9 protein-coding genes are annotated in these 12,450 nt (G+C 69.4%); 1 reads left to right on the forward strand and 8 read right to left on the reverse strand.

Annotation, left to right across the window (positions count from 1 at the left end):
* Positions 1-250 precede the first annotated feature (250 nt).
* From HHX35_RS29660 to metH, 8 genes are all read right to left on the reverse strand, one after another.
* Positions 251-1,288 (reverse strand): ABC transporter ATP-binding protein, encoded by a 1,038-nt coding sequence (locus tag HHX35_RS29660; RefSeq protein ID WP_182901970.1) that lies wholly within the window; start codon positions 1,286-1,288, stop codon positions 251-253.
* The gene (locus HHX35_RS29665) at positions 1,285-2,310 is read right to left on the reverse strand and encodes an ABC transporter ATP-binding protein (protein WP_182901971.1); all 1,026 of its coding nucleotides are present in this window, start codon (positions 2,308-2,310) and stop codon (positions 1,285-1,287) included. The genes HHX35_RS29660 and HHX35_RS29665 overlap by 4 nt, the downstream gene beginning before the upstream one ends.
* Positions 2,307-3,326 carry an ABC transporter permease gene (locus HHX35_RS29670; protein WP_182901972.1) on the reverse strand — a complete coding sequence of 340 codons (1,020 nt, stop codon included), beginning with the start codon at positions 3,324-3,326 and terminating at the stop codon, positions 2,307-2,309. Before HHX35_RS29670 ends, HHX35_RS29665 begins: the two co-directional genes overlap by 4 nt.
* A gap of 90 nt (positions 3,327-3,416) precedes the next feature.
* Positions 3,417-5,192 (reverse strand): ABC transporter substrate-binding protein, encoded by a 1,776-nt coding sequence (locus tag HHX35_RS29675; protein WP_182901973.1) that lies wholly within the window; start codon positions 5,190-5,192, stop codon positions 3,417-3,419.
* Between the two features lie 52 nt (positions 5,193-5,244).
* Positions 5,245-6,237 carry an ABC transporter permease gene (locus tag HHX35_RS29680; protein WP_182901974.1) on the reverse strand — a complete coding sequence of 331 codons (993 nt, stop codon included), beginning with the start codon at positions 6,235-6,237 and terminating at the stop codon, positions 5,245-5,247.
* Positions 6,238-6,603: 366 nt separating this feature from the next.
* Complete coding sequence (locus HHX35_RS29685) at positions 6,604-7,110, reverse strand: cellulose synthase (protein WP_182901975.1); 507 nt, start codon at positions 7,108-7,110, stop codon at positions 6,604-6,606.
* Between the two features lie 69 nt (positions 7,111-7,179).
* The gene (locus HHX35_RS29690; RefSeq protein WP_139573004.1) at positions 7,180-7,821 is read right to left on the reverse strand and encodes an HAD family phosphatase; all 642 of its coding nucleotides are present in this window, start codon (positions 7,819-7,821) and stop codon (positions 7,180-7,182) included.
* A gap of 80 nt (positions 7,822-7,901) precedes the next feature.
* Positions 7,902-11,366: a methionine synthase gene (metH, locus tag HHX35_RS29695; RefSeq protein ID WP_182901977.1), complete on the reverse strand. Its 3,465-nt coding sequence runs from the start codon at positions 11,364-11,366 to the stop codon at positions 7,902-7,904.
* Between the two features lie 218 nt (positions 11,367-11,584).
* On the opposite strand from metH, the gene HHX35_RS29700 reads away from it, so the two are divergent.
* Positions 11,585-12,439: a PAC2 family protein gene (locus HHX35_RS29700; RefSeq protein WP_182901978.1), complete on the forward strand. Its 855-nt coding sequence runs from the start codon at positions 11,585-11,587 to the stop codon at positions 12,437-12,439.
* The last annotated feature ends 11 nt before the right edge of the window (positions 12,440-12,450 follow it).

Genomic DNA, 12,450 nt, shown 5'->3' on the forward strand with positions numbered 1-12,450 from the left:
ATCCACCTGGATCCACGCTCGCGACGGGCAGCATTCGTCAGACACTCCTACGACCACGGGAGTAGCGAGGCGGGCCCCGGTCCTCCCACGGTCGCGGGCGAGAGCCGTACGGGAGGCCGATGCCGGGCGGGGGCGCGCCCCGATACCGTCGTGACAGGGGCGTGGCCGAGGTGGCGGAACACGCCTCGCCGGTACGGCTCCCGCGGACCGTCTGGGGGGAAGACAGCGAGGGCCGTACCGGCGGAAAGACTCAGTCCGCGGGCGCGGACTGAGTCTTTGGCGAGGCCGCGGACGCGCCGCCCGAGGGGGCGTTCTCCGGGAAGTGGCAGGCCACCTGGTGGCCGGGGGCGAGCGTCTCCAGCGGCGGCTCGACCTGCTTGCAGATCTCCTGCGCCTTCCAGCAGCGGGTGTGGAACCGGCAGGCGGGCGGCGGGTTGAGCGGGGAGGGCACGTCGCCCTGCAGCCGGATCCGCTCCCGTTCCTTGCGCCGCTTCGGGTCCGGGATCGGGACCGCCGACAGCAGCGCGTTGGTGTACGGGTGCATCGGCGCGTCGTACAGGCCCTTGCGGTCGGAGATCTCCACGATCTTGCCGAGGTACATCACCGCGACGCGGTCGCTGATGTGCCGCACCACCGACAGGTCGTGCGCGATCACCACGTAGGTGAGGTCGAGCTCCTTCTGCAGGTCCTCGAGCAGGTTGACGACCTGGGCCTGGATCGACACGTCGAGGGCCGACACCGGCTCGTCCGCGATGATCAGCTTGGGCTTGAGCGCGAGCGTCCTGGCGATGCCGATGCGCTGCCGCTGGCCGCCGGAGAACTCGTGCGGGTAGCGGTTGTAGTGCTCGGGGTTGAGGCCGACCAGTTCGAGGATCTCCTGGACCGCCTTCTTGGTGCCCTGCTCGGTCTTGATGCCCTGGATCCGGAACGGCGCGCCCACGATGGCGCCGACCGTGTGCCGGGGGTTGAGCGAGCTGTAGGGGTCCTGGAAGATGATCTGCACGTCCCGGCGGAGCGGACGCATCCGGCCCTGGGACATGTGCGTGATGTCGTTGCCCTCGAACAGGATCTTCCCGCCGGTCGGCTCGATCAGCCGCGTGATGAGGCGTCCGGTGGTGGTCTTGCCGCATCCCGATTCGCCGACCAGGCCGAGGGTCTCGCCCTTCTTCACGTCGAAGCTGATGCCGTCGACGGCCCTGACCGCGCCGACCTGCCGCTTGAGCAGGCCCTTCGTGACCGGGAAGTGCTTTTCCAGCCCCTGTACGGACAGCAAGGGCTCCTCGTTCACGAAGCCTCCAGGTTCGGCTTGATCTCGTTCTCCCAGATGGCGCGCCGCCGCTCGCGCGGCAGGTGACAGCGCACGAGGTGGCCGCCCTCGGTCTCCAGCAGCTCGGGGACCTCCGCCTTGGCCCGGCCGCCCGTACGCTCCTCGAACACGCAGCGCGGGTGGAAGGCGCAGCCGGACGGCACGTTGATCAGCGAGGGCGGCGAGCCCTTGATCGGCATCAGCCGCTCGGTCGGTTCGCGGTCCAGGCGCGGCATCGAGCCGAGCAGGCCCCAGGTGTAGGGGTGCTCGGGCCGCTCGAAGATGTCCTCGGACGTGCCGTACTCGATGCACTTGCCGCCGTACATCACGAGGATGTCGTCGGACAGCTCGGCGACGACGCCGAGGTCGTGCGTGATGATGATCAGCGCGGCGTTGAAGTCGCGCTGCAGGTCGCGCATCAGGTCGAGGATCTGCGCCTGCACGGTCACGTCGAGCGCGGTCGTCGGCTCGTCGGCGATCAGCAGCTCGGGGTCGCAGCTCAGCGCCATCGCGATCATGGCGCGCTGCCGCATGCCGCCGGAGAACTCGTGCGGATAGCTGTCCACCCGCCGGTCCGGCTGCGGGATGCCCACCCGGCCCAGCATGTCGATCGCGTGCTTGCGCGCGACCTTCTTGCTGACGTCGTTGTGGATGCGGTAGGCCTCGATGATCTGGTCGCCGACCGTGTAGAACGGGTGCATCGCCGACAGCGGGTCCTGGAAGATCATCGCCATCTTCTTGCCGCGCAGCGTCCGGACGTGCTCCAGGCCGGCGCCGACGAGCTCCTCGCCGTCGAGCCAGATCTCCCCGGAGATGCGGGCGCGGCCGCCCTTGTGGAGGCCGAGGATGCCGAGGCTGGTCACGCTCTTGCCGGAGCCGGACTCGCCGACGATGCCGAGCGTCTTGCCCCGCTCCAGCGTGAACGACAGCCCGTCGACGGACTTGACCAGGCCGTCGTCGGTCGGGAAGTGGATCCGCAGGTCCTCTAGTTCCAGGAAGCTCATCCCAGCCTCACCCTCGGGTCCACTACGGCGTACAGGAGGTCGACGATCAGGTTGGCGAAGACCACGAAGAACGCGGCGACGAGCACGACGCCCATGACCTTGGGCAGGTCCTGGGCGAGGATCGCGTCGATCGCGTACTTGCCCATGCCGGGCAGCGAGTAGGTGCTCTCGGTGAGCACGGCGCCGCCGAGCAGCAGGCCGAGGTCGAGGCCGAAGATCGTGAGAATCGGAGTCAGCGCGCCGCGCAGGCCGTGCTTGACCACGACCGCCCGCTCGTTCAGGCCCTTGGCCCGTGCGGTGCGGATGTAGTCCTCGTTCATCGTCTCCAGCATGCCCGCCCGGGTGAGCCGCGCGTACCCGGCGGCGTACAGGAAGGCCAGCGTGATCCACGGCAGGATCAGGTTGTAGGCCCACATGACCGGGTTCTCGTCGAACGGCGTGAAGCTCCCGCCCGGGGCGGTGATGCGGAACGGAGTGCCATAGCTGAAGACGACCAGCGAGACGATGCCGGTGAAGAAGATGGGCAGCGAGACGCCGGCCAGGGCGACGCTCATCGCGGCCCGGTCGAAGAAGCTGCCGCGTTTCAGCGCGGACAGCACGCCGGTCGCCACACCGGCTATCACCCAGATGACCGCGGCCCCGATGGCCAGCGAGATCGTCACGGGCAGCCGGTTGAGCAGGTCCGGCCAGACCGGGAGCCGGGTGAGGAAGGAGTAGCCGAAGCAGGGCGCGGGGCAGTGCTCCACGCCGGGGCCGTAGTCGTAGTCGGCGCCGGCGACGATGCCCTTGGCGAACCGCCCGTACTGCACGACCAGCGGATCGTTGAAGCCGAGCTTCTCAGCCGCGATCTTCACCTGTTCCGCCGAGGCGGTGCGCCCCACGTAGCGCGCGGCCAGGCTCTCCGAGGTGGCGCCCGCCAGGCGGGGCACCAGGAAGAAGATGGCGAACGTGGCGATGCTCACGATGGTGAGCATCACGACCGCCCAGATCAGGCGCCGGATGATGTATGTGACCACAGTCCCCCCGGCTCCGGGGGCCGGCCCGGTCGGACCGGCCCCCTTGCCGCGTTCACGCGTCTATCGGATCTGTCTGGTCTCGGCGGGCGCTTACTTGACGCCCATGCCGAGGTAGTCGTACATGGCGTACGCGTCGTTGACGAAGATGTTCGTCGCGTTCTTGCTGCGCACGAGCAGGGTCTTCGTCCACACGTTCGGCAGGATGTAGGCGCCCTCCATGACCTTCTTGTCGATCTGGGTCCAGATCGCGTTGCGGGCGTTGGTGTCGGTCTCCTTCATCGCCTGGTCGATGAGCTTGTCGACCTCGGGGTCGCGGACGCTGATGTTGGAGGAGCCGCCGGTGTCGCGGATGACGCGGCTGTCGACGATCTGCTGGAGGAAGCCGAAGCCGTCGGGCCAGTCGGACTGCCAGCCGTTCTGGGCCAGGCCGATCTTGTTGTCCTTGGCGTAGCCCGGCTTGCCGGCGTACAGCGCGAAGTAGTCGGCCTGCGGGAACGGCTTGAGCGTGAGCTTGATGCCGACCCGGCCGAGGGACTGCTGCAGCGCCTCGGCGGCCGCCTTCTCCTTCGGCCGCTCGGCGCGGTAGGAGATGTTGGTCTCGAAGCCGTTGGGCTGGCCGCAGGCGGTCAGCGCCTCCTTGGCCTTGGTCAGGTCGCCCTTGTTGTCGGCGCCCGGCGGGTAGAGGTTGAAGTCCTCGTGGCCGGGGATCGCCGGCGGCAGCAGGCTGGTCGCGATCTGGCCGCCGGAGAACTCGCCGCCCCAGGCGGTCTGGAGGGACACCTTGTCCGTGGCGTACTCGACGGCCTTGCGGCACTCGATGTTGTCGAGCGGCGGGACGTTGCCGTTGATCGAGGTGTACCAGAGGCGGGTGCTGGTCGGGTTGTCGGAGTTCGCCTTCATCGCGGGGTCGGGCAGGACCCGGCCGAGCGCCGCCGACTGCACGCCGATGCCCGCGACGTCGACGTCGAGGTCGCCGGCGATGATCCGGTTGTCGATGTCGTCGGCGTTGACGTTGGTGGAGACCTCGTAGCCGTCCGGCAGCGCCTTGCGGTTGGGGTCGGTCGCCGGGTCCCACTGGTCGTTGCGGACCAGCGTGAAGCCCTTGCCGATCTCGTTCTTCTCGAACTTGTACGGCCCGGTGGAGATGATGTGCTCCTTGTACTTCGCGCCGGTGTCCTTGTCCTTGGGGACCGGGATCGTGGCGGGAAGCTGGGCGAAGTAGTCGAAGTTGCTCAGCGGCTGCTTCAGGTGGAAGACGATCGTGGAGTCGTCGGGCGTCTCGATCGCGCTGTCGGTGTTGACGTCCTTGGACTTGTACGCGCCCTTGTAGTCCTTCGGCCAGGCGAGGAAGTCGTTGAAGTAGGTGTACCCGTCGGGGAACACCTCCTTGTCGAACGACCGCTCCACGGCGTACTTCACGTCCTTGGACGTGACCGGGGTTCCGTCCTCGAACTTGATGCCCTTCTTGAGCTTGTACGTCCAGGTCTTGGCGTCGTCGCTCGGCTTGCCCATGTCCTCGGCGAGGTCGGGGACGAGCTGGTTGCCTTCCTTGCCCACCGCGGACTTGAACATCAGCAGCGACCGGCCGTACAGGCGGATGAAGTTCCAGGAGTAGCCGTAGTAGGTGTCGCCCGGGTCGAGGGAGTCCCAGTCACCGCCGTTGGCGAACTTGAGGATGCCGCCCTTCTTGTCCGAGGGGTTGACAACCCCCGTCAGGGCGGCGTTGAACTCGCTCTTGGACTCGGAGCCGGCCGCGGCGCCGCCGGAGGACGACGGCGTGCTACTGCCCGAACCGCCGCCGCATGCGGCCACGGCGAGGGCGAGCACGGCGCCGGTGGCCGCCACACCCAGTCTTCTTCTTAGCATTGCAAACCCCTTGGTGATAGGAGCCGGGGGACTTTACGGGGAAGGGAGGGGCTTAGCGGGCCTTCGGGTCGAGAGCGTCCCGCAGGCCGTCGCCGAACAGGTTGAACGCCAGGACCGTGATGAAGATCGCCATGCCGGGGAAGAACATGAAGTGCGGGATCGTGTAGAACCGCACCGCGTCCGACAGCATGCCGCCCCAGGTGGGGGTGGGCGGGCGCACGCCGACGCCGAGGAACGACAGCGCCGCCTCGAACAAGACGTTCGTGGGGATCAGCAGTGTCGCGTAGATGAGGATCGGCGCGACCAGGTTCGGCAGCAGCTCGCGGAAGATGATGTACGGCCCGCGCGCCCCGAGGCTGCGCGCCGCGTCCACGAACTCCCGCTCGCGCAGCGACAGCGTCTGTCCCCGGATGATCCGCCCGATGTACGGCCAGTTGAAGAAGCCGATGATGAACACCAGCAGCGAGACGCGCAGCGTGTCGCCCGTCAGGCCGAACGCCGAGTCGGGGACGATGCCCGCCAGCGCGATCGCGAAGACCAGGATCGGGAACGCCAGGAAGACGTCCATGGCCTTGCTGATGATCGAGTCGACCAGACCGCCGAAGTATCCGGCGGTGACCCCGAGCAGGGTCCCGATGACCACCGAGAGCAGCGTGGCCAGGAAGGCGATGAGCAGCGAGATCCGGGCGCCGTACACGACCCGGCTGAAGATGTCGCGGCCGTTGACCGGCTCGATGCCGAACAGATGGTCGGCGCTGATGCCGGTGCCCGTCTTGGGCGCCATCGTGGAGGAGTCGATGAGGTCGGAGTTGAACTGCGTCGGGTCCTGTCCGAACGCCCCGGCGATCACCGGCGCGAAGACCGCGACCAGGATCAGGAAGATGACGATCAGACCGCCGGCCAGGGCGACCTTGTCGCGCTTGAGCCGCATCCAGGCGATCTGACCGAGGGACCGGCCCTGGATCGCCTTACCGCCCGACGCGTCGACGACGGCCTCCGGCGTGGCCTGCGCGTCCCCACCGGTGACGTCCATCGGCGCGGTCATCGATCCTCCTTCGCCCTGCCCGAGCGGACCGCGCCCGCGGTGACGCGCTCGGGGTAGCCCGGGATCGATCCGGCGACAGAGAAGCGGCGGCCGCTCACGACCTTGCCTCGCACGGCCATTTGGTGCAGGCCCCCTGGATCCCAGACGACATTGTCCGAAGGGGCCGCGTGGTGTGCGACCCCCGGAGGCAGAATCTATGGTCTGAGCTGGGCTGACCAGTCCCCAGAGGCGCCCTGTGGCTCAACTGTGATTCACGCGAAACTCATTCGTGTTGATCTTGAAGGGTTTGTCCGCGTCCCGTTTCGATTATGTCGTGGAACTGTAACATTGCACTGGCCGGTAACTTGGTCCCACGATGTGGGATGATCAGCTGATTCCCCGGCGCTTGAGAATGGCCTCGATGTCGGAGAAATCATCCCCTGCGGGCTGTTCCACCTGTCGTGGTGCCGTCTTCCCGGTCTGTGCCGTTTTAGACGCGGCCGTTTGAGACGTGGCCGCTTTGGGCGCGGCAGGCCGCTCAGGCGCCGCGGCGGCGCCCGGCTCCGGCCGTGCCGTACGGGTCCGGGACAGGGCGCGGCCGCGCAGCGTGCCGGAGACGACGAACAGCAACGCCGACAGCCCGGCCAGGACCACCCCGGCCCACACCGCGGGCGACAGGACCAGGCCGGTCACGAAACCCACCGCCGCCGCGCCGATGTTCCAGAGCGTCTGCAGCGCGCCGGTGAGGTAGGCCGCCAGCGGCAGCAGGGACCATGCGGTGGCCCGCAGGCCGGCGGTCACCCCCTTGCGCCGGAAGGTCAGGTAGCTGAGCCCGACGCCCACCGCGGTGAGGCCGGCGCACAGCGGCAGCCAGGCGATGTCGTTGAATGTCATGGCGGGTCCCCTTCGTCCACGGCGTACCCCCATCCTGGCACCCCGAAGGCGACGACGCGGGCGCCCGCGCTACCGGACGAGCGACCGCAGGAAGTCCACGTCCACGTCGAGCAGCGAGGGCATGACGACCCGCCCGGGCGCCTGGGCGATCGGCAGGACGCCCGGCACGGCGACGACCCGGCAGCCCGCGGCGGTCGCCGAGGCGACGCCGTTCGGCGAGTCCTCCAGCGCGACGCACCGCTCCGGGTCCACCGACAGCAGGCCGGCCGCGGTCAGGTACGGCTCCGGGTGCGGCTTGGTGCGCGTGACGTCGTCGGCCGTCACGACGATCTCGAAGTGCTCCCGGCCGACGGCCTTGAGCACGGCGTCGGCGATGATCCGCAGCGACGAGGTGACCAGCGCCGTGCGCACGCCCTGGTCGCCGAGCCCGCGCAGCAGGTCGAGGGCTCCCGGCATGGGCTCGACGCCTCTCGACAGCCGGCTCTCCATGCCGTCGATCAACCACTCCCCCACGACCATGGGGTCGACGTCGGCCTGCGTCAGCTCCAGCATGTACGCGACGGTGCGGTCCCAGGAGCCGCCCACGAGCTGCTCCTGGTGCTCGGGGCCCCAGGCCCCGCCGAGGCGGGTGACCACCTCGGTCTCGACCTCGAACCACACACCTTCGGTGTCGACGAGCAACCCGTCCATGTCGAACAGCACGGCGTCCACGTGGCCCCTTCCCCCGGTGAGACCCCCGATCAGGGGGGACCAACATGGTAAGGGGCGCACGTGAACGCCCATGCGGCCGGTCAGACGTTGAAGTACTTCGCCTCGGGGTGGTGGACGACCAGGGCGGAGGTGGCCTGCTCCGGGTGGAGCTGGAACTCCTCCGACAGCGTCACGCCGATGCGCGCGGGGTCGAGCAGCTCCACGACCTGCACCTGGTCCTCCAGGTTGGGGCAGGCCGGGTAGCCGAAGGAGTAGCGGCAGCCGGCGATGTTCACCTTGAGCATGTCGGCCAGCGACTCGTCGCCGCCGATGCCGAGCTCCGACCGCACCCGCGCGTGCCAGTATTCGGCCAGCGCCTCGGTGAGCTGCACCGACAGGCCATGGAGCTCCAGGTATTCGCGGTAGGCGTCCTTGGCGAAAAGCTCGGCCGTGGCCTCGCTGATCCGGTTGCCCATCGTGACCACCTGGAAGGCGACGACGTCGGTCTCCCCGGACTCGCGGGAGCGGAAGAAGTCGGCCAGGCACAGGTGCCGGTCGCGCCGCTGCCGCGGGAAGGTGAAGCGGGTCCGCTCCTTCCCGTCGTCGTCCAGGATGATGAGGTTGTCGCCCTCGCTGACGCAGCGGAAGTAGCCGTAGGCGACCGCCGCCTCCAGCAGGTTCTCCGTCTGCAGCCGCTCCAGCCACATCCGCAGCCGTGGCCTGCCCTCGGTCTCGACCAGTTCCTCGTACGACGGGCCCTCGCCGCCCCGGGCGGCCTTGAGGCCCCACTGGCCCATGAACGTCGCCCGCTCGTCGAGGAAGGCGGCGTAGTCGGCCAGCGGGATGCCCTTCACGATCCGGTCGCCGAGGAACGGCGGGGCGGGCACCGGGTTGTCGGCCGCGACGTCGGAGCGGGCCGGCAGGTCCTCCTCGGCGGTCCGCTTCAGCACGGCGCCGGTCTTCACCCGCCGCGCGCGCAGCGGCGGCAGCGTCGCGCCGTCCTCACCGCGCTTGACCGCCATGAAGGCGTCCATGAGGCGCAGGCCCTCGAACGCGTCACGCGCGTACCGGACCTCGCCCCGGTAGAGGTCGGCCAGATCCTGCTCGACGTACGCCCTGGTCAGGGCGGCGCCGCCGAGCAGCACGGGATACCTGTCCGCGATGCCCCGGGAGTTCATCTCCTCGAGGTTCTCCTTCATGACCACCGTGGACTTGACCAGGAGCCCGGACATGCCGACCACGTCGGCGCGGTGCTCCTCGGCGGCCTCCAGGATCGCCGACACCGGCTGCTTGATGCCGAGGTTCACCACGTCGTAGCCGTTGTTGGACAGGATGATGTCCACGAGGTTCTTGCCGATGTCGTGGACGTCGCCCTTGACCGTGGCCAGCACGATGCGGCCCTTGCTGCTGCCCTCGACCTTCTCCATGTGCGGTTCGAGGTAGGCCACGGCGGTCTTCATCACCTCGGCCGACTGCAGCACGAAGGGAAGCTGCATCTCGCCGGAGCCGAACAGGTCGCCGACGACCTTCATGCCGTCGAGCAGCACGTCGTTGATGATCTCCAGGGCGGGCCGCTGCGCCAGGCCCTCGTCGAGGTCGGCCTCCAGGCCCTTGCGCTCGCCGTCGATGATCCGCCGCTTCAGCCGCTCCCACAGGGGCAGCCCGGCCAGCTCGGCCGCCTTGCCGGCCTTCATGGACGCCGCGTCCACGCCCTCGTACAGCTCCATGAACCGCTGCAGCGGGTCGTAGCCCTCGCGCCTGCGGTCGTACACGAGGTCGAGCGCGACCTGGCGCTGCTCGTCCGGGATCCGGTTCATCGGCAGGATCTTGGAGGCGTGCACGATCGCGGAGTCGAGCCCCGCGTTGACGCACTCGTTGAGGAAGACGCTGTTCAGCACCATTCGGGCCGCCGGGTTGAGGCCGAACGACACGTTGGAGACGCCCAGCGTGGTCTGCACGCCCGGGTAGCGGCGCTTGAGCTCGCGGATCGCCTCGATCGTCTCGATACCGTCGCGCCGGGTCTCCTCCTGACCGGTCGCGATCGGGAACGTCAGGCAGTCGACGATGATGTCCTCGACCCGCATGCCCCAGGTGTTCACCAGGTCCTCGATGAGCCGGGTGGCGATGCGCACCTTCCCCTCGGCGGTGCGGGCCTGGCCCTCCTCGTCGATGGTCAGCGCGACCACGGCCGCGCCGTGCTCCTTCACCAGACGCATGATCTTCTGGTAGCGCGAGTCCGGGCCGTCGCCGTCCTCGTAGTTCACCGAGTTGACCACGGCCCGGCCGCCGAGCATCTCCAGCCCGGCCTCCAGCACGGCGGGCTCGGTGGAGTCGATCACGATCGGCAGCGTCGACGCGGTGGCGAACCGGAACGCCAGCTCCTTCATGTCGGCGACCCCGTCGCGGCCGACGTAGTCGACGCACAGGTCGAGCATGTGCGCGCCGTCGCGGGCCTGCGCCCGGGCGATCTCCACGCACTCCTCGTAGTCGCCGGCCAGCATCGCCTCGCGGAACGCCTTGGAGCCGTTGGCGTTGGTCCGCTCGCCGATGGCGAGGTAGGAGGTGTCCTGCCGGAACGGCACGTGCTGGTAGAGCGACGCCGCCCCCGCCTCCGGGCGGGGCCGCCGCTCGCCGCGGGCGCGCCCGCCCACCCGCTCGACCACCTGGCGCAGGTGCTCGGGCGTGGTGCCGCAGCAGCCGCCCACGAGCGCGAGCCCGTAGTCGCGGGTGAACGCCTCGTGCGCGTCCGCCAGCTCCCCCGGGCTCAGCGGGTAGTACGCGCCGTCGGCCGTGAGCTGCGGCAGGCCGGCGTTCGGCATGCAGGAGATCGGGATCCGCGAGTGCCTGGCCAGGTAGCGCAGGTGCTCGCTCATCTCGGTCGGACCGGTGGCGCAGTTGAGGCCGATCAGATCGACGCCGAGCGGCTCGATCGCGGTCAGCGCGGCGCCGATCTCGGAGCCGAGCAGCATCGCGCCGTTGGTCTCGATGGTGACCTGCGTGATGATCGGCACGTCCCGCCCGGCGGCCTCGACCGCTCGCTTCGCGCCGACGACCGCCGCCCGCACCTGCAGCAGGTCCTGGCAGGTCTCGATGATCAGGGCGTCGGCCCCGCCCGCGATCAGGCCGGCGGCGTTGTCGCGGTAGGCGTCGCGCAGCGTCTCGTACGGCAGGTGGCCGAGCGTGGGGAGCTTCGTGCCGGGGCCCATCGAGCCGAGGACGAACCGGGGCCTGTCCGGCGTCGACCAGTGGTCGGCGCGCTCCCTGGCCAGCCGCGCGCCGGCCTCGGAGAGCTCGAAGATGCGGTCCGCGATGCCGTACTCGCCCAGGGCCGCACGGTTGGCGTTGAAGGTGTTGGTCTCGACGCAGTCGACGCCCACCTCCAGATACGCGTCGTGCACGGCCCGCACGATGTCGGGACGGCTCACGTTGAGCACGTCGTTGCAGCCCTCGTGGCCCTGGAAGTCGTCAAGGGTGGGGTCGTAGGACTGCAGCATCGTCCCCATGGCTCCGTCGGCGATCAGAACTCGCTCGGACAGCACTTTTCGGAACGACGGTCTGCTGGTCATGGAGGCAAGCCTATCGGCCCCGCCGGATGGAATATCGTCCGCGCGCGCGAAACGGGAATACCGGTTGTGTGAGGGACGGCGGGCCCACGCCCGCCGGCGCGGCGCCGCAGGTCGGCGCAGCGCGACGGGCCGGTGCCCGGCGGAGGTGACGTACGGGGCCCCTCACCGAATAGTCTTGGACTGAGCCATACTGCACAACGCCAGTGAGGAGGCGGCGCGTGATCGAGTTCGAAGGGCTCCCCGAGCTCGTCGACCCGGTGCTGATCGCCGCGTTCGAGGGATGGAACGACGCCGGCGAGGCGTCCAGCGGTGTGCTCGCGCACCTCGAGTCCGAGTGGAAGGCCACCCCGCTCGTCGAGCTGGACCCCGAGGACTACTACGACTTCCAGGTGACCCGGCCGGTGGTCGAGCTCGGCGACGGCGTGACCCGCTCCATCGTCTGGCCGACGACCCGGCTGCTGCTGGCCCGCCCGCCGGGCGGCAAGCGCGACGTGGTGCTGCTGCGCGGCATCGAGCCCAACATGCGGTGGCGGTCGTTCTGCGCCGAGATCGTCGGGCTCTGCCACGATCTCGGCATCGAGCTGGGCATCCTGCTCGGCGCGCTGCTCAACGACTCGCCGCACACCCGGCCGGTGCCGATCACCGGCTCGGTCAGCGACCCCGGCATGGCCCGCGCGCTCAACCTGGAGCTGACCAAGTACGAGGGCCCGACGGGCATCGTGGGCGTGCTGCAGCACACCCTCGGCACCGCCGGGCTGCGGACGGTGTCCCTGTGGGCGTCGGTCCCGCACTACGTCGCCCAGCCGCCCAACCCCAAGGCCACCCTGGCGCTGCTGCGCCGCATCGAGGACATGCTCGACATCCCGATGCCGTACGGCGACCTGGCCGAGGAGGCGCGGGCCTGGGAGCACGGCGTGGACGAACTGGCGGCCCAGGACAGCGAGGTGGCCGAATACGTGCGGGAGCTTGAGGAGCGCAAGGACGCGGCCGAGCTGCCGGAGGCCAGCGGCGACGCCATCGCGGCGGAGTTCGAGCGCTACCTGCGCCGCCGCGACCGCGGCACCGACCGCTGACCTACTGGGAC

This window comes from Microbispora sp. H10830 (genome assembly GCF_014161375.1).
Lineage (GTDB): Bacteria > Actinomycetota > Actinomycetes > Streptosporangiales > Streptosporangiaceae > Microbispora > Microbispora catharanthi.

Coding starts and splice junctions, on each gene's coding strand:
- HHX35_RS29665 (WP_182901971.1), bottom strand. CDS start 2,310: ATGAGCTTCCTGGAACTAGAGGACCTGCGGATCCACTTCCCGACCGAC.
- HHX35_RS29675 (WP_182901973.1), bottom strand. CDS start 5,192: ATGCTAAGAAGAAGACTGGGTGTGGCGGCCACCGGCGCCGTGCTCGCC.
- HHX35_RS29680 (WP_182901974.1), bottom strand. CDS start 6,237: ATGACCGCGCCGATGGACGTCACCGGTGGGGACGCGCAGGCCACGCCG.
- HHX35_RS29685 (WP_182901975.1), bottom strand. CDS start 7,110: ATGACATTCAACGACATCGCCTGGCTGCCGCTGTGCGCCGGCCTCACC.
- metH (WP_182901977.1), bottom strand. CDS start 11,366: ATGACCAGCAGACCGTCGTTCCGAAAAGTGCTGTCCGAGCGAGTTCTG.